The following is a 15,214-nucleotide window of genomic DNA, read 5'->3' as shown; positions in this document are numbered from 1 at the left end:
TCATTCAAAAACCATGGTTTTGCCGCGATCTGCAACTCGCGGCGCAATCGAGAAGCTGTGCCCCCTCCAGATTGCGCCGCTCGCTATCATCACGGATCAGACCATGATCACTGCGCCTGGTCGGCGCGCTCGACGCCCTTGCCGTCGAGATTCTGCTCGACGAACGACCAGTTGATCAGCGACTTCAGCACCGCGTCCAGATAGTTGGGCCGCGCATTGCGATAATCGACATAATAGGCGTGTTCCCAGACATCGAGCGTCAGCAAGGGCTTGAGGTCGGGGTAGACGACCGGCGTGTCGGCATCATGGAGCGAAGTGACCGCCAGCTTGCCGTCCTTCAATACCAGCCAGCCCCAGCCGGAACCGAAATGGCCAACCGACTCGTCCTTGAGCTTGGCGATCAGCGCGTCGGTCGATCCGAAGGCTTCGTCGATCAGCGCCTGCAGCGCGGCCGACGGAGCCGCGCTCTCGGGCGTCAGGCACTGCCAGAAGAAGCTGTGGTTCCAGATCTGGGCGGCGTTGTTGAACAGCCCCTTGTCGCCATCGGCCTTCGCCTTTTCGATGGTCTGGACAAGCGTCAGCCCTTCCAGCCCCTTTTCGCCGATCCAGCCATTGACCTTGTCGACATAGGCCTTGTGATGCTTGCCATGATGATAGTCGAACGTCTCGGCCGACATGTGCGGTTCGAGCGCGCTCTTGTCATAGGGCAGGTCGGGAAGTGTGAAAGCCATTCGTTCCTCCGATTTGGGATGCGTCTGCTCAACGCCTCAAGTGCGATTTTGTCTCGTGGATTTTCGTTTCGGGGCTGAAAGCGAAATTTGAGAAGGCCTGGCTCCGGCGGAGAGCCGAATCAAACCCGGGGCCAGTTATCAGAGCAGGTCGTGACGCTTCAACGCATGACGGAGCTGATCATAGCTAAGATTTAAACTTTTAGCGGTTGCACGCTGGTTGAAGCGGTTGCGCGCCAGCGCCGCCTCCAGAATACGCCGCTCATGCGCATCGACCGCGCGGCGCAGATCGGTCACCTCCGCCATTTCCACCTCCTGCACGATGCGCGGCGCGGCTGGCGCGGGATCGGCCGCAGGTGCGGGCGGCGGCTCGACGCTCCCCTTCTCCGCCGCGCCACGCGGGCGCCAGGGTGAAGCGAAGGGATCGAAGATGATGCGATCGACCGGACGCTCCGGATCGTCCCAGCGATAGACCGCCCGCTCGATCACGTTGCGCAGCTCGCGGACATTGCCCGGCCAATCGTGCGCGAGCAACTCCGCCGACGCATCCGCGGAAAAGCCCGGCCAGTGCGGCCAGTCGAGCTCGGCCGCCATACGACGCGCGAAATGATCGGCCAGCACCGGCACATCGCCCTCGCGCGCGCGAAGCGGCGGCAGGGTCACGACCTCGAAGCTCAGCCGGTCGAGGAGATCGGCGCGAAACCGGCCGCCATCGACCAAAGCCGGCAGATGCTCGTTGGTGGCGGCGACGATCCGAACATCGACGCGCACGGCGTGGTTCGCGCCGATGCGCGTGATCTCCCCATATTCGACGGCGCGCAGCAATCGCTCCTGCGCCGATGCGGACAAAGTCGCCAGTTCGTCGAGGAAGAGCGTGCCCCCATCGGCCTCTTCGAAACGGCCAGCGCGCGCGCGCGTCGCGCCAGTGAAGGCGCCGGCTTCGTGTCCGAACAGCTCGGCCTCGATCAAAGTCTCGGGCAGCGCCGCGCAATTGATCGTGACCAAGGGTCCATCCCAGCGCTGACTGAGGCGGTGAAGGCGCTCGGCGACAAGTTCCTTGCCGGTGCCGCGTTCGCCGATCACCAGCACCGGCCGATTGAGCGCCGCCGCCCGGCTGGCACGTTCAACGGAGTCCAGAAAGGCGGTGGATTGGCCGATGAAGCTGCTGTCGCGATCCATGCCCATCAATTAGCGAAATTTGCCAAATTTTGGCAATCAAAATCTGGCACTTCGCTCCACACAAAGCGAAAATCTGGCCGTTTTCCGCCATTCTCAAAAATTGGCACGGCACATGCTTATGGGAGGGCAAGCCATCAAGGCCTCACACTCAGGCCAAGTTTCAGGGAGACTTTCAATGACCAGCATCACCGAAAATCGGGTTGCCAAGACCTTCACCGCCGTCGTCTGCACCGTGCTGTTCAGCGCCACCTGCGTCTTGAGCGCGGTCGGCCCGGCACGCGCCGCCGAAACCGGCGCTCACGAAGCCCCCGTCGTCCGGCCGCTGGCCTGACGACAAACACAGCCGGGGCGGTATCCCTTGCGCCGCCCCGGCCCCTTATTCGACCAGACTTTAGTTTAGGAGTTTCAGATGGGCATTTTCTCTCGAACCCGCGACATCATCGCCGCCAATGTGACCGACCTGCTCGACAAGGCCGAGGATCCCGCGAAGATGATCCGCATGATCATCCTCGAAATGGAGGAGACGCTGGTCGAGGTTCGGGCGTCGGCCGCGCGGACGATCGCGGATCAGAAGGAAATGCGCCGTCACATCGTGAAGCTGGAAAAGCTTCAGGAAAGCTGGATGGAAAAGGCCGAACTGGCGATGTCGAAGGATCGTGAGGATCTGGCCAAGGCCGCGCTGATGGAGCGCCAGAAGGCCGCGGACATGGCTGAACAACTCCATTCGGAGATCACCGTGCTCGACGACGCGCTGCGCGCCTCGGAAGAGGATATCGCGAAACTCCAGGCGAAACTGCGCGAAGCCCGCGCCCGCCAGAACTCGATCGTCACGCGACTGGAAAGCGCGCAGAACCGCGCTCGCGTGCGTGAAGCCTATGCCGGCCAGAAGGTGGAAGACGCCTTTTCGCGCTTCGAGTTGCTCGAACGCCGCGTCGATATGGCCGAGGGCCGCGCCGACGCGCTGGCGCTGGGCGCCCCCGGCAAGACGCTGGAAGAGGAGATCGCGGAACTCCGCTCGTCCGAGAAGGTCGATGCCGAACTTGCCGCGCTGAAGGCCCGGACGACCGGCCAGGAGGGCTGAGCTCATGGGCGAAATCGTCGCCATCGTCGGCATCGTCACGCCGCTGGTCGGCCTGCCCTGGATCATCCTTCACTATGTGACCCAGTGGAAAAAGGCGGCGAGCATCACGCGGGAGGATGAAAACCTCCTCGACGAACTGCACGAACTGGCCCGCCGCCTCGACGACCGGCTCCACACGATCGAGCGCATCGTCGCCGCCGACAATCCCAACTGGCGCCTGAAGGATACCGACTCCGTCCTTGACCGGATCGAAGACGACCGCCGGCGCCGCAACGAAATATAATCGAAGGGGTAAGCAAATGTCCGAACGCCGCACCAAATTCTATCGCGACAAGCAGAACGGCAAATGGCTGGGCGTCTGCGCCGGAATCGCAGACTATACCGGCGTGGACGTCACCTTCGTCCGCATCGGCATCGTCCTTCTCACCTTCGCAGCCGGCGGCTGGACGATCCCGGCCTATTTCATCACCGCCTGGATCACGCCGCGCAAGCCGGCCGGCCTCTACATCGACGTCGAGGATCAGAAGTTCTGGCAGGGCGTCCGCCGTTCACCGGCGCGCAGCACCCGCGAGGTGCGTTCCAAGTTCCGCGATATCGATCGTCGCCTGGCCGATGTCGAACTCTATTATACCAGCCGCAACACCGCGCTCGCCGACGAGATCGACCGGCTGCGCTGATTGAACGACGCATAGGGGAGAAACAGGATGAGCTGGGCCGGACCAGGTTTCATCGTCGCCATCATCGCGATCAGCACCGTGGGTTGGGTGGTAACAAGCTGGATCCGGGCACGCCACGGCTACCCCCTGGAAGGTGAATGGGGCGGTACCGTTGATCGAAGCAATCCGGGCGCCGATCGAAAAATCGAACTGCTTTCAAATGAAAATGGCCAGTTGAAGGATCAGATCGGCAGGCTCGAGGAACGGATCGCGGTGCTGGAACGGATCGCAACCGATCGCACCAGCCGCCTGTCCGACGAGATCGACGCACTGCGCTAAACCCGACTGGGAAAGGGAAAATCATGGAAGACAAGCTGACAGTGGCGCAGGGCATCATTGAGTCGCTGGGACCGGTGCTTGGTATCATCGTCGTCGTGGCGGTCGCCGGATGGGTGATCACCACCTGGATGCGCATCCGCCACGGCTATCCGCTCGACGGCGCATGGGGCCAGGCGATCTATCCGCGCAAGAACGACGAGGCAGTGGAGCGAGTGAAACTGCTGACGCAGGAAAATGCGCAGCTTCGCGCCGAGATCGGATCGATCAAGGATCGCCTCGCCAATGTCGAACGCATCGTGACCGACGAAGCGCACTCGCTGACCCGCGAGATCGAACAGCTTCGCGGCAAGACCAACTGAGCACAATCCGGAGGAACAAGAGATGAACCCGGCAGAAATGGTAGTGGCGATCGTAGGGATCGTGATGATCGCCAGCGTTCTCCGCGCGAAATATCGGAGCGGCGGCAAGCATGAGCATGGCAATGTCCCGCCGGCTCGCGATGCCGAATCCGACCGCCTGCGCGACGAAGTAAAGCAGTTGAAGGAGCGGATCGCGGTGCTGGAGCGCCTGGCGACCGACAGCACGAGCAGCCTCGATCGCGAGATCGAAAAGCTCAGGGATCGCGACCGGGTGTAGCATCCGACCGATCGAACAGATGGGGAAGACCAATGACCGACCCTTATTCCATCGTCATCATCGCCCTCTCCGCCCTGTCGGGGATCGGCATCCTGACCGTCGGCGCGCTGCGCGGCTGGCGGGGGTGGCTGGAACTGAAGCGCGCCGAGCTTCAGCAGCACGCACGCAGCAGCGAGATCGCCCCGAGTTCAGCGGGATCGCGCATCGAGATCGCGGATCTCAAGGAACGAATCCGCAAGCTTGAAGCGATCGCGGCGGGCGTGGACCTATGACCGGCCGACGCAAATCCTCGGCCAGCCTGTTCGGGCGGATGATGGAGCAGGCTGAAGCCCCACCGGCGCACGCGCCACGGCCTCGACGCTCCGTCACCACCGAACAGCCCAGGCCCGCACCGTTTCCACCGGCCGCCTGAGGGGCGTTGCCGCCCTGCCTTGCTGCCGCTAAGCGCGGCACATGGCCGATCCTACGCTCGACGATATTCGCGAAGAATATGAATTCCTCGATGGCGACGACCGCTATCGCCTCTTGATCGATCTGGGCCGCTCGCTCGACGAGATGCCCGGCGCTCTCAAGACCGACGCCACATTGGTTCGCGGCTGCTCGGCCGCAGTCTGGGTCTATCCCACCGTGACCGACGAAGGCCGGCTCCATTTCCTGGCCGACAGCAACGCCGCGATAACCAAGGGTATCATCGCGCTCATTCTCAAGATCGTCCAGAATCGGACGGGCACGGAGATTCTCGCCCTCGATATCGAAGGGGCGCTCGCGCCGTTCGATCTCCGCAATCAGCTCAGTTCGAACCGCACTCAGGGCATTCCCAATATGATCGCGCTCATCCGCGAGACCGCCGGGCGTTACGCGGGCACCTCTCAATAACCTGTCGCTCCAACGCAAGCCGGAGCGACTGATCAAGAGTGGGCAACCAGCGGATCTTCCTCCTCCAACCCCACCGCTTCCATGATCTCGCCCACTGGAGTTCCCGGCTTCACCAGCAGCCAGTCGCGAGGGCGGCGGGCATCGACCATCGTCACCGCATGGCGCGGACAGACCCCCAGGCACTTCACTTCGACGATGCCGACCGGCGCTTTACGCCCCTTCTTGCCGCCAAGCTCCTTCTTGAGCGCCTTGGCGAGCGGCGTCTTGCCCTTCGGACCAAAGCCGCCATGCTGGCGCTTCGAGCATTTGCGGCAGATCAGCAACGCGGTCCGCCAGTTGGAACGGACGAGACGCATCAGCGCGGGCGCCGCTCCTCGGCCTGACGCAATATCTCGAACGCCGCCTGGATCGATTGGAAACGCACCGCAGCAGCCGCGTCGCCGGGTTTCACGTCGGGATGATTTTCCTTGGCAAGCCGGCGCCAGGCCTTCTTGATTGCCTCGAAATCGGCGTCGTCCTCAAGTTCGAGCGCCTTCAGCGCATTAAGCTCGTCGCGCGAGCGCGTGCCGTCGCCCGGACCACCCCAGCCATAATGGCGGGCCTGCTCGAACCCGGAGGCTTCGCGCCGCTCGCGCGCCTCGCGCGCCGCGGCCTCCTCGGCCGTCAGACCTTCGAAATAATTCCAGTTGCGATTATATTCGCCGGCATGTTCCTCGCAGAAATACCAGCGCTCATTGCTGTTCGGCGACTTGGGCGCCGGCCGGTCGCCAGGGCGGTCACACCCCTCCCGGTCGCATAGCCTTACCTTCGTCGTCTCGCGCGACGATCCATAGCCGCGCCAGCGGGGAAAGCCCCAGTCATAGGATCGGGAAGATCGGGTCATTGCTCCCGATGTAGCGAAGCGGCCCGCAGGCGCAATGGGCGCGCACCGGAATTTCCCGGCGCGCGCCCATCAAAGTTCAACCGATCGCAGCGGCGCCCACCGCTGCGCTGCCGACAATCGCGGCGATAATCGCCGCGCCCAGGATCATGTTGATCACGAAGCTCAGCACGATCCAGATCACGACCACGACCGCCGTGTAACCACCGGTCTTCGCTTCCGGAACCGCCATCAAAGGTGTCGAGCCGAGATAGATGAGGTAGATGCCATAAGCCAGGCCGGCCAGCATCGCGATGATGTTGAGCCCTGGCACGATGTTGAGAATGCCGGCCACCCATACCGGGGTCGAGGCATAGACGATCAGCTTCAGACCCGCCTGCGCGGTGTTCTTGCCGTCAAAGCTCGGCGCGAGCGCTCCTGAAATGATTCCCAGCAGGAAAACCACGCCCAAGCTGATCGCGAAGCTGACAAGAGCGGACACGATCACGAAATTGATTCCGAAACCGAAGCCGAGCGCGCTTGTGAAAAGCACACCGGACAGGATCGAGCCGATCATCGGAATCGCCGACAATATTGCCGCATAGGTCATCAAACTGCCCGTCGTCGCGGGCTCCGCCGCGATCACCGGCCATTCGGTCTTGGGGGTCAGAAGAATATTCTTCGCACGATCGACAATGCTCATGGAAACCGCCTCCCTGTTGCCGGGACGGAACGTGACGCATTCGCGCCCAACTGTAAACAGGACTCCCGATCAGGCTTCGTCGAGGACGCCCCGGATCTTCCTGGCGAGTTGCGCGATCGAGTAAGGCTTGGCGAGGAAGTTGACGCCCGCGTCGAGCCGGCCGTTATGAACCACGGCGTTGCGGGTATAACCGGTCGTGTAGAGGATCCTGAGATCCGGGCATTTGACCAGTGCCGCCTCCGCCAGACGGCGACCGTCCATCTCGGGCATCACCACATCGGTGAAGAGTAGCGCGACCCTCGGCTGCTCCTCCAGCAACGCCAGTGCCTCGGCGGCGCCCCCGGCTGAAATGACGGCATAACCGAGCTCGCGCAGGGCTTCGACCGAGAAGTCACGGACGCGCTGTTCGTCCTCGACCACCAGGATCACCTCGTCGGTGCTGCCAAGGGGCACTTCAGTTTCGGCAGCGGGCAGATGCGCCGGTTCCGCCGCACCGAAGAAGCGCGGCAGATAGAGCTTGATCGTCGTCCCGTCGCCGGGTTCCGAATAGATGGCGACATGGCCGCCCGACTGTTTGACGAAGCCGAAAACCTGACTGAGCCCCAATCCCGTTCCCTTGCCGACGGGCTTTGTGGTGAAGAAAGGGTCGAAGGCCCGCTCGATCACCTCCTCGCTCATGCCGCCGCCCGTGTCGGTAACGCAAATCAGCACATATTGGCCCGGCTGAACCTCCGCCCGGGCAGCGGCATAGGCGTCGTCGAGATGCGTGTTGGCGGTCTCGATCGTCAGTTTTCCTCCCTCGGGCATAGCATCGCGCGCATTCACCGCCAGATTGACGATCGCATTCTCAAGCTGGCTGACATCGGCATGCGACCGCCACAAACCGCCGGCCAGGACGGTTTCGACCATCACCTGCTCACCAAGCGTCCGCCTGAGCAATTCGGACATGGACGCCACCAGCTTGTTCGCGTCGACCGGCTCCGGCGCGAGCGGCTGCTGGCGGGAGAAGGCGAGCAGCCGCGCGGTCAGCGTAGCCGCGCGTTCGGCACCTTCGCGCGCATGGCCGATCGATGTGAGCGCACGCGCGGGATCGCTGGTCAACCGGCGCTGCGCAAGATCGAGGCTGCCCAGGACGATCGCGAGCATATTGTTGAAATCATGCGCGATCCCGCCAGTGAGCTGTCCGATCGATTCCATCTTCTGCATCTGGCGAAGCGCGCCCTCGGCGGTTTCGCGCGCCGCCATCTGTTCACGCAATGCGGCCGACGCGGCCTGCGCTTCGTCACGGGCGAGACGCATCTCCGCGAACTGCGCCCATTGGGAACGCCACCAGAGAAGGACGGTGACGAGGAGGATTCCAAGCCCGACGACAAGGCCCAGCATCAACATGAGAGCACGATGGGCAACCCGCTCCTGCCCGAACTCGATCGCCTGACGCGCACTTGCCCGCTCGGTGCCGATGATCGTTCGGATACGGTCCATCAGTTCGATGCCCTGGTCGGTATCGACCAGCGAGACCGCCGATCCGCCCTTACCCGCGCGAACCAGATCGATCGTCCGCTGCATCTCGGCGAACTTGCGATCGACAAGCGGCCTCAGCAGCGCGACCACATCGGCGTCATTCGACGCATGGCGCTGCGCATCGTCGAGCGCGGGATTGATCCGCGAACGCCCCGAATCATAGGGCACGAGATATCTGGCATCGCCCGTCAGCACATAGCCGCGCTGCCCGATCTCCCCATCCTTGAGAGCGGACAGGGTTTCAGTGAGCGCCGCATGATAGCTGAAGACCCGGCGCGCGTCGGTGGCGGCCTGGGACTGCTCGCGCGCCACCCACAGGCTGCCGACGACCATCGCCACAAGCAGGGCGAAGCCGAGCAGCACCGGCGACAGCGAACGGACCGAGCGGCTTCCCCCCAACATGCAAAGGGTTAGTAGCGCAACAACCGTGTCTGGCAAGATCGGTTGCGTAGTCGGAGCAAGCTTCGGCTTTTCCGTTACTGACCCATGATGAAACGAACACCCTTGGTGCTGCCGCCACAACCAAGGCCGCCGGCCGGTCGATAGCTCGCTTCCCAGCGCGACTGCTTGATCACGCCCACGGCAGCTTTGCCGAAAACAAAAGGCGGATAAGCCATCAAGGTACGCTGATTGGCGCTCACGCCATTCGCGGCGACATCATATTGGACGATGGCCCAGCCGCTGAATCCCCAACGCATCGCCTCATCGGGGAAATCGCTCGACGATGCCCCGCTATATCTGAGCGCCGGCGGTGCGTCTGCCAATGCACATTGCTCGGCCGCCAACCCGGTCTTTTCAAAGGCCGCGCGTGCAACCTCGATATTGCCGGCGCGCTGCTCCTGTGACGCCAGGCGGATCAGTGCACCAACCCGAAAAGGATCATTCGGCGCGAGCCCTGCATCGTCCGCGACTTCACGGAGAAGAATTGCCGATTCGGCATTGCGGCGCTTTCCCCAACCATCGACGAGCATCAGCCGAAGCGCCGACCGGGCATGCGGGCTGGCGGAGAAGCCCGGATCGGTCAGGGCCGCCTGGAGCGCGGCCGGATAGGTCCGGCTGTCGCGCGCGCCCGATCCACGGGCACGCCAGACGAACTGGGCCAATGCCAGCCGTGCTTCCGCCGGCGCCTTTTCTTCCTCGACAATCGCGAGTGCACGTTCCGCATAGGCCAGCGCCCGATCGCTCGGCAGCACTGGCAAACCGGCAAGCTGGGTCAGGACCGGAACAAGTTCGAGCGACCCTACACCCCCGGCCTTTTCGCGTTTCGCCAGTTCCTGCTCGAGCGGCGCGAGCCGGCGCACCGCCGAACTTTCGCCAAGTTCAACCCCCTTCACCCCGCGCTGCGCCAGCCAGCCGTCGAGCGCGGGCATCAGCAGCGACACCACCGACGGCCGCGCCGAACTGGTCGAGCACCGGATTTCGACACGCGTGAGGGCGCGGAAAAAGGCGGGAATATTCTTCAACTCGTCGCGGGACCAGGACCAGCCTGCGGCGACGCGCGCAAACTCCAGCGCGACCTCTCCGCGGCGCGACGCATAGATCGGCTGGGCCGAGGTCACCGCGCCGTCATCGCCGATCGAAAATTCGACGACGGCGACATCATCGGGCTGCAACCCGTCCGGTCCGCCACATGGCGGCGCCATCATCTCCGCACCGGTCATGAAATCGCGATCAGGGAATCGCCCCGCACCCGTATAGGCGAGATATTTGCGCGCGCCCTCCTCATCGCCGGAAAGCATGGCGGCAATCGCATAGTCGGACCGCGCGACAATGTCATCGACATCGACCTTGCGCGACAGGCCCCCAAGCGCGGCGACAGCCTTGCCAAACACCGCCTTGGCCTCCGCATGGCGCCCGAGATTGAGGAGGATCCGTCCGCGCGTCACCCAGAAGCGCGCGCGCGTCGGGCCGTCGAATTCGGGTGCCTCCAGCATCGGCGCGATCCGATCCGCGTCGCGCAGCGCGCCCTCCGGATCGATGAAGACATTCACCCGCAGCTTGGAATAAGCAGCGCGTATCTGTTCGTGCGGCCCCTTCGCGATCGCCTCAGCACTCGCATAGCGAGAAACCGCGCTGGCATAATCAAGCGCGGCGGCATCGACATTGCCGAGGAACATGATCCCGAGATACCGGTCCTCCCTCAAGCTCTGATCCGTCGCCGGCAGATCGGCCAACCCCGCCTTCACAGACGCGACCGCCTCCGCATTGCGGCCCAGGCGGTGCAACGCATCGCCCTTTCGTACGCGAACGACCGCCAGGCTGCGCGCATTGTTGGCGAGGCGAGCCTCCAGCGCTTCGAACGCCGCCAGCGCTTCGGCCCACTTCGCGGCCTTGAGCAGATCCGAGGCCGTCTCGAATTGCTGCTGCACGCTCGGCTGCTGTGCCAGCCCGCCACTTGGCGCGATCGCCGCCATCAGCAACGCCGCCATCTTCATCGAACGCATGACATACTCCCCCTGCCCGTCCAGGCTGCGATCACCCCGTGCCGATTGCAACCGCGACCCGCACCATTTCGGACCGAAAAGCGATGAAAATGCCAGAGGGCCTGTAAGCCGGGTTCTGTCCATCCCGACAAAGCGGGACTGGGCGACCATTCCTCTAGCCCCCGATTCGCATCGGGGGTCAAGCAACCAACCCGGACGACCGGCCGGAATGAGGCCATGCGCCGTCCCTATTCGGTCTTGCTCCCGGTGGGGTTTACCATGCCGCTTCCGTTACCGGCCGCGCGGTGCGCTCTTACCGCACCCTTTCACCCTTACCCAGCGCCGAGGCGCTGGGCGGTCTGCTCTCTGTGGCACTGTCCCTGGGGTTGCCCCCGCCGGGCGTTACCCGGCACCGTCATTCCGTGGAGCCCGGACTTTCCTCGCCCCCGTCTTACGACGAAGCCGCGGTCGCCCGGCCCTCTGGCCGGGGCGCTATAGAGCGGGATCGTTCGGGGTGAAAGCATTTCATGCTTCCACCCAGAGCGTGAACCGAGCTCTTATCGAAATTGACTTGATGACGCGCTCAGTCATCTCCCTGCGGCCGCGGCAGCAAAAGCGCGAGCAGGATCGCCCTGCACTCGCCATCGATCTCGCCATCAATCAACTCGGGCCTGAAGCGGCGTTGAAAAGCGACGACAGCGGCCAGCGGATCGGCCACCTCATATCCGAAGCGCTCGAGCGCCAAGAGGAAACCGGCATCAGACCATTCAGGATCGAGCAGGTTGCGGGTCGGTCTTGGCAATGCGAGGCGCAGCCGCGCCAGCCTCCCCCAGGGGAAAAGTTCGCCCGGATCGCGCTTGCGCGTGGGTGCGATGTCCGAATGGCCGACGATATTGCCGCGCGTGATCGCATGGCGATCCTTGATATCGGCGACGAGCGGGATCAGCGCTTCGATCTGCGCATCGGGAAACGGGCGATAGCCGTGGTCATGCCCGGGATTGACGATCTCGATGCCGATACTGGCACTGTTGATGTCGGTGATGCCGCGCCAGTGCGAGCGCCCGGCATGCCAGGCGCGCTTGTCCTCGGGAACCAGATTGACCAGCCGGCCATCCTCGTCGACCAGATAATGGGCGGACACCTTCGCTTGCGGATCGGTCAGCCGCGCGAGCGCGGCATCCGCATCGGCCATGCCGGTATAATGCAGCACGATCATCGAAACCGGTGCGGCGCGTTCGTCGAAATTGGGCGATGGGAGATCCGGGGACGACCTGTCGATCAAGCTGATTTGCCCTCCCCTTCATTCACGCGCGCGGTGCGGATGGTGACGATCGCCACGCCCACAAGCGCAACCACGCCACCGGCGATCATAAGCGGCGTCAGCGGCGTGGCAAAGAAAAGCGACGCCACCACCACCGAGATCACCGGCGCCGCCAGCGTCAGCGGAACGACGGCGCTGACAGCATGGCGCTGAAGGAGCCACGACATCGCCCCATGCCCGCCGATCGTCGATCCGATCGCGGAAAAGGCGATCCAACCGAAATCGCCGAGTGGCAGATCGGGCAGCGAGCGGACCACCCCGGGCTCGAAGACGACCGCGACCGGCATGAGCACGATCGTCCCGACCAGCCCCATCCAGGCATAGATGGTGAGCACGGGCACGCCCCGCAGCCGCCGCTGGATCAGCGAGGAGACGGCCCAGATGAAGCTGCCCGCCGCCGTCAGGAGCATGCCGGGGATTTCGCGTCCCGCGGCGGGATCGAACACAAGCAGCGCGACCCCGAGAAAGGCGAGGCCCATGCCGGCCATGCGGATGAAATGGATACGTTCGCCCAGGAACACCACGGCGAGTATCATCGAGAAAGGCACCCCCACCTGCCCCGCGATCGCCAGTGCGCTGACATTGTCGGCCACGAACAGCGACGCGTTGACGAACATGTAGAAAATGCCGCCCGACAACAGGCCGAGCCCGATCAGTTCCCGCATCCGTCCGGGCACGATGCGGAGCGCGGACGCGCATACCATGAAGACGATCGCCTGGCGGAGCGCAGCGGCGGTGAGCGGCCCGGTCGCTTCCACGCCCATCTTCACGGCGATGATGTTGAGTCCCCACAGGACGTTCATCATCGCCGCGACAAGCAGGTCGCGGGTGCCGAAGCGGATCGGGGCCGGGGCAGTCACTCCTGGGGCCATAAAGGCTGATGGCGCGCGGTGGAAGCGCCTCGCGCGCGATATCTGGCGATATCCGAATCAATCAGGCGGCGCGGTGCGATTGATGCGGGCGATGCGAGCTTGGCCGATAAAGCCCCCGCAACGTCCGCTCCGACGTGAACTTGCCCGTCTGGCCCAGCACCGTTTCGCCCGCGCCGAGCATCAGCACGCCGTCTGGTGCGATAGCGGTCGAGAGGCGATCGAACGCGTCCGCGCGCGCCTCCGCCGGAAAATAGAGCAGGACATTGCGGCACAGGATCAGATCGAAATGCGCCGGCTGCGGTGGCCGATCGAGGACGTTATGGCGTTCGAAACGGATCATGCGCCGGAGCTGTCGTTTCGCGATCCAGCTCTCGCCCACCTGATCGAACCAGCGCAACATCACGCGAACCGGCAATCCGCGCTGGATCTCGAATTGCGAGAAGCGGCCGAGCCGCGCTCGCTCGATCGCGTCGCCCGAGACATCGGTGCCGAGGATATCGATCGTCCATCCCGCCCAGCGCTCACCCTCGTCGGCAAGCATGATCGCCAGCGAATAGGCTTCCTGGCCGGTCGAGCAGCCGGCGGACCAGATCCGCAACCGCCGGCGCGGTTCGCGCGCCGCCCGGATCATGTCGAGCGCGGGCCCATCGAGCAACCGGAACACCGCATGATCGCGGAAGAAATAGGTTTCGTTGTTGAGCAGCGCATCGACCACCGCGCCCGCAAGCTCGCTTTCACGATCGAGCACCACCGCGGCGGCGAGCGCGTCGATCGTATCGAAACCGCGTTCTCGCAACAACGGTTTCAGCGACGTCTCGATACGCCAGATCCGGCTGATCGCAAGCTGCTGCCCGGTACGGACCTGAAGCAGGCCGGCCAGCACGCGGATGGCATTCGCGCTCGCCGCGGTCATGCGCTTTCCCAGCGCTTCTGCAGGCAATGCGCGATCTCCTCCGGCGTCAGCACCGCGCTTGCCAACCCGCTCTTGGCGACGCTGCCCGGCATTCCCCAGATCACCGAGCTTTCGACATTCTGGGCGAAGACATCGGCTCCAGCCTTTGCCAGATCCCGCGCCCCGATGGTCCCGTCCCGTCCCATGCCGCTCAGCACCACCCCGACCGCCCCAGCCCCATAGACCGGCACGACGGACGAGAACATCGGATCAACCGACGGCAGACATCCCGTCTCCGTCCGATGCTGAAGCAGGCGCACCGTCACGCGCCCGTGATGTTCCTCAACGCACAGATGCGCGTGGCCCGGCGCGATATGCAATCGCCCAGGCAAAACGGGCATGCCTTCTCGCGCCACCAGCGCCTTTCGTCCCGACAGGCTCTGCATCTGATCGGCGAAGAAAGGCATGAATGCGGAGGGCAAGTGCTGCGTTATCAGGATTGGGACGTTGAACGCGGGCGGCAGGGCACGCAAAAGAGCGGCGATGGCATGAAGCCCGCCAGTGGACGCGCCGATGGCGATGCAGGCGAGTAGCGCGTGCTCGGCGCGAAAACGGAATGCGGGGGCGGCGGCACGGGGCGGAGCCACGGGCGGACCGGTCTGCACCGAACCCGCATCACGGCACGCCAGGCGCAACAGCCTCTCTCGCAACACCTCTGAGAACTGGCCGCCGAAACTGCCGGTACCCGGCTTTGGCAGCGTATCCGCCGCGCCCAATGTCAGGGCCTGAACGGTCGCGGCGGCGCCATCGTCGGCCAGTGCCGAAACGATCAGCACACGCGCGCCACCAGAACCGGCGATCAGTTCCGGCAAAGCGGAAATGCCGCTGCGCCCAGGCATTTCGATATCGAGCAGGATCACGTCAAGCGGATCGACCAGTTGGCGGAGCCGCGAGATCGCTTCGGCGGCGCTCGCGACGGCATCGACGATCTCGAACGCCGGATCCTGGGAAATCATCCGCGACAATACCGCGCGCGCCACCGCCGAATCGTCCACGATCATCAGCCGGATTGGCCGAAGCGCGGAGGCGTTTGCCGATATCGCTTGCGCGTGGAGAGTCCGACCCGCC

20 protein-coding genes and 1 other RNA gene are annotated in these 15,214 nt (G+C 64.1%); 9 read left to right on the top strand and 12 right to left on the bottom strand.

The genetic code is table 11. The annotated features are described in order from the left end of the window. Positions 1 to 107 precede the first annotated feature (107 nt). Both ACODTA_RS10980 and pspF read right to left on the bottom strand, forming a co-directional pair. Positions 108 to 731, bottom strand: coding sequence for a superoxide dismutase (locus tag ACODTA_RS10980; protein WP_222989947.1), 624 nt, complete (start codon positions 729 to 731; stop codon positions 108 to 110). Positions 732 to 869: 138 nt separating this feature from the next. Next, positions 870 to 1,907, bottom strand: coding sequence for a phage shock protein operon transcriptional activator (gene pspF, locus ACODTA_RS10975; protein ID WP_489065943.1), 1,038 nt, complete (start codon positions 1,905 to 1,907; stop codon positions 870 to 872). Positions 1,908 to 2,082: 175 nt separating this feature from the next. Here pspF and ACODTA_RS10970 point away from each other — a divergent pair, with 175 nt between their 5' ends. The 9 genes from ACODTA_RS10970 to ACODTA_RS10930 all read left to right on the top strand — a co-directional run bounded on the left by ACODTA_RS10970 (position 2,083) and on the right by ACODTA_RS10930 (position 5,495). Further along, positions 2,083 to 2,238 carry a hypothetical protein gene (locus tag ACODTA_RS10970; RefSeq protein ID WP_489065942.1) on the top strand — a complete coding sequence of 52 codons (156 nt, stop codon included), beginning with the start codon at positions 2,083 to 2,085 and terminating at the stop codon, positions 2,236 to 2,238. A gap of 78 nt (positions 2,239 to 2,316) precedes the next feature. Next, the gene (gene pspA, locus ACODTA_RS10965) at positions 2,317 to 2,988 is read left to right on the top strand and encodes a phage shock protein PspA (RefSeq protein WP_489065941.1); all 672 of its coding nucleotides are present in this window, start codon (positions 2,317 to 2,319) and stop codon (positions 2,986 to 2,988) included. Between the two features lie 4 nt (positions 2,989 to 2,992). After that, entirely contained in the window at positions 2,993 to 3,271 is a 279-nt protein-coding gene (gene pspB, locus ACODTA_RS10960; protein ID WP_489065940.1) for an envelope stress response membrane protein PspB, read from the top strand. A gap of 16 nt (positions 3,272 to 3,287) precedes the next feature. Further along, the gene (gene pspC / locus ACODTA_RS10955) at positions 3,288 to 3,665 is read left to right on the top strand and encodes an envelope stress response membrane protein PspC (RefSeq protein ID WP_489065939.1); all 378 of its coding nucleotides are present in this window, start codon (positions 3,288 to 3,290) and stop codon (positions 3,663 to 3,665) included. 27 nt (positions 3,666 to 3,692) lie between these two features. Then, a complete protein-coding gene (locus ACODTA_RS10950; protein WP_489065938.1) occupies positions 3,693 to 3,983 on the top strand; it encodes a hypothetical protein in 291 nt (96 codons plus the stop codon). A 23-nt stretch (positions 3,984 to 4,006) separates the two neighbouring features. Beyond that, on the top strand, positions 4,007 to 4,342 hold the full coding sequence (locus ACODTA_RS10945; protein WP_489065937.1) for a hypothetical protein: 336 nt from the start codon (positions 4,007 to 4,009) through the stop codon (positions 4,340 to 4,342). Positions 4,343 to 4,364: 22 nt separating this feature from the next. Beyond that, a complete protein-coding gene (locus tag ACODTA_RS10940) occupies positions 4,365 to 4,619 on the top strand; it encodes a hypothetical protein (RefSeq protein WP_489065936.1) in 255 nt (84 codons plus the stop codon). A 32-nt stretch (positions 4,620 to 4,651) separates the two neighbouring features. Beyond that, positions 4,652 to 4,891 carry a hypothetical protein gene (locus tag ACODTA_RS10935; RefSeq protein ID WP_222989939.1) on the top strand — a complete coding sequence of 80 codons (240 nt, stop codon included), beginning with the start codon at positions 4,652 to 4,654 and terminating at the stop codon, positions 4,889 to 4,891. A 181-nt stretch (positions 4,892 to 5,072) separates the two neighbouring features. After that, positions 5,073 to 5,495: a SufE family protein gene (locus ACODTA_RS10930; RefSeq protein WP_489065935.1), complete on the top strand. Its 423-nt coding sequence runs from the start codon at positions 5,073 to 5,075 to the stop codon at positions 5,493 to 5,495. Positions 5,496 to 5,527: 32 nt separating this feature from the next. Here ACODTA_RS10930 and ACODTA_RS10925 read toward each other — a convergent pair whose 3' ends face one another. The 10 genes from ACODTA_RS10925 to cheB all read right to left on the bottom strand — a co-directional run bounded on the left by ACODTA_RS10925 (position 5,528) and on the right by cheB (position 15,147). Continuing rightward, positions 5,528 to 5,851, bottom strand: a complete 324-nt coding sequence (locus ACODTA_RS10925; protein WP_489065934.1) for a hypothetical protein — start codon at positions 5,849 to 5,851, stop codon at positions 5,528 to 5,530. Continuing rightward, a complete protein-coding gene (locus ACODTA_RS10920; protein ID WP_489065933.1) occupies positions 5,851 to 6,378 on the bottom strand; it encodes a J domain-containing protein in 528 nt (175 codons plus the stop codon). Before ACODTA_RS10920 ends, ACODTA_RS10925 begins: the two co-directional genes overlap by 1 nt. 76 nt (positions 6,379 to 6,454) lie before the next feature. Continuing rightward, positions 6,455 to 7,057: a Yip1 family protein gene (locus ACODTA_RS10915; protein WP_489065932.1), complete on the bottom strand. Its 603-nt coding sequence runs from the start codon at positions 7,055 to 7,057 to the stop codon at positions 6,455 to 6,457. Positions 7,058 to 7,126: 69 nt separating this feature from the next. Beyond that, the gene (locus ACODTA_RS10910; RefSeq protein WP_489065931.1) at positions 7,127 to 8,980 is read right to left on the bottom strand and encodes a CHASE3 domain-containing protein; all 1,854 of its coding nucleotides are present in this window, start codon (positions 8,978 to 8,980) and stop codon (positions 7,127 to 7,129) included. Between the two features lie 74 nt (positions 8,981 to 9,054). Beyond that, positions 9,055 to 11,022, bottom strand: coding sequence for a hypothetical protein (locus ACODTA_RS10905; RefSeq protein ID WP_489065930.1), 1,968 nt, complete (start codon positions 11,020 to 11,022; stop codon positions 9,055 to 9,057). Positions 11,023 to 11,110: 88 nt separating this feature from the next. After that, positions 11,111 to 11,485, bottom strand: an RNA gene (rnpB, locus tag ACODTA_RS10900) — RNase P RNA component class A. Between the two features lie 99 nt (positions 11,486 to 11,584). Then, positions 11,585 to 12,217 (bottom strand): N-acetylmuramoyl-L-alanine amidase, encoded by a 633-nt coding sequence (locus tag ACODTA_RS10895; RefSeq protein WP_489066200.1) that lies wholly within the window; start codon positions 12,215 to 12,217, stop codon positions 11,585 to 11,587. 62 nt (positions 12,218 to 12,279) lie between these two features. Beyond that, positions 12,280 to 13,182 (bottom strand): DMT family transporter, encoded by a 903-nt coding sequence (locus ACODTA_RS10890; RefSeq protein ID WP_489065929.1) that lies wholly within the window; start codon positions 13,180 to 13,182, stop codon positions 12,280 to 12,282. Between the two features lie 73 nt (positions 13,183 to 13,255). Beyond that, positions 13,256 to 14,107, bottom strand: a complete 852-nt coding sequence (locus ACODTA_RS10885) for a CheR family methyltransferase (RefSeq protein ID WP_489065928.1) — start codon at positions 14,105 to 14,107, stop codon at positions 13,256 to 13,258. Beyond that, positions 14,104 to 15,147, bottom strand: a complete 1,044-nt coding sequence (gene cheB, locus ACODTA_RS10880) for a chemotaxis-specific protein-glutamate methyltransferase CheB (protein ID WP_489065927.1) — start codon at positions 15,145 to 15,147, stop codon at positions 14,104 to 14,106. Before cheB ends, ACODTA_RS10885 begins: the two co-directional genes overlap by 4 nt. Positions 15,148 to 15,214: the final 67 nt, after the last annotated feature.

This window comes from Sphingomonas sp. FG14, assembly GCF_057809675.1.
The sequence above is the reverse complement of the archived record's forward strand: the minus strand, read 5'-3'. Positions and strand labels throughout refer to the sequence as shown.

Coding starts and splice junctions, on each gene's coding strand:
- ACODTA_RS10980 (WP_222989947.1), bottom strand. CDS start 731: ATGGCTTTCACACTTCCCGACCTGCCCTATGACAAGAGCGCGCTCGAA.
- pspF (WP_489065943.1), bottom strand. CDS start 1,907: ATGGATCGCGACAGCAGCTTCATCGGCCAATCCACCGCCTTTCTGGAC.
- ACODTA_RS10970 (WP_489065942.1), top strand. CDS start 2,083: ATGACCAGCATCACCGAAAATCGGGTTGCCAAGACCTTCACCGCCGTC.
- pspA (WP_489065941.1), top strand. CDS start 2,317: ATGGGCATTTTCTCTCGAACCCGCGACATCATCGCCGCCAATGTGACC.
- pspB (WP_489065940.1), top strand. CDS start 2,993: ATGGGCGAAATCGTCGCCATCGTCGGCATCGTCACGCCGCTGGTCGGC.
- pspC (WP_489065939.1), top strand. CDS start 3,288: ATGTCCGAACGCCGCACCAAATTCTATCGCGACAAGCAGAACGGCAAA.
- ACODTA_RS10950 (WP_489065938.1), top strand. CDS start 3,693: ATGAGCTGGGCCGGACCAGGTTTCATCGTCGCCATCATCGCGATCAGC.
- ACODTA_RS10945 (WP_489065937.1), top strand. CDS start 4,007: ATGGAAGACAAGCTGACAGTGGCGCAGGGCATCATTGAGTCGCTGGGA.
- ACODTA_RS10940 (WP_489065936.1), top strand. CDS start 4,365: ATGAACCCGGCAGAAATGGTAGTGGCGATCGTAGGGATCGTGATGATC.
- ACODTA_RS10935 (WP_222989939.1), top strand. CDS start 4,652: ATGACCGACCCTTATTCCATCGTCATCATCGCCCTCTCCGCCCTGTCG.
- ACODTA_RS10930 (WP_489065935.1), top strand. CDS start 5,073: ATGGCCGATCCTACGCTCGACGATATTCGCGAAGAATATGAATTCCTC.
- ACODTA_RS10925 (WP_489065934.1), bottom strand. CDS start 5,851: ATGCGTCTCGTCCGTTCCAACTGGCGGACCGCGTTGCTGATCTGCCGC.
- ACODTA_RS10920 (WP_489065933.1), bottom strand. CDS start 6,378: ATGACCCGATCTTCCCGATCCTATGACTGGGGCTTTCCCCGCTGGCGC.
- ACODTA_RS10915 (WP_489065932.1), bottom strand. CDS start 7,057: ATGAGCATTGTCGATCGTGCGAAGAATATTCTTCTGACCCCCAAGACC.
- ACODTA_RS10910 (WP_489065931.1), bottom strand. CDS start 8,980: ATGTTGGGGGGAAGCCGCTCGGTCCGTTCGCTGTCGCCGGTGCTGCTC.
- ACODTA_RS10905 (WP_489065930.1), bottom strand. CDS start 11,022: ATGCGTTCGATGAAGATGGCGGCGTTGCTGATGGCGGCGATCGCGCCA.
- ACODTA_RS10895 (WP_489066200.1), bottom strand. CDS start 12,217: ATGATCGTGCTGCATTATACCGGCATGGCCGATGCGGATGCCGCGCTC.
- ACODTA_RS10885 (WP_489065928.1), bottom strand. CDS start 14,107: ATGACCGCGGCGAGCGCGAATGCCATCCGCGTGCTGGCCGGCCTGCTT.
- cheB (WP_489065927.1), bottom strand. CDS start 15,147: ATGATCGTGGACGATTCGGCGGTGGCGCGCGCGGTATTGTCGCGGATG.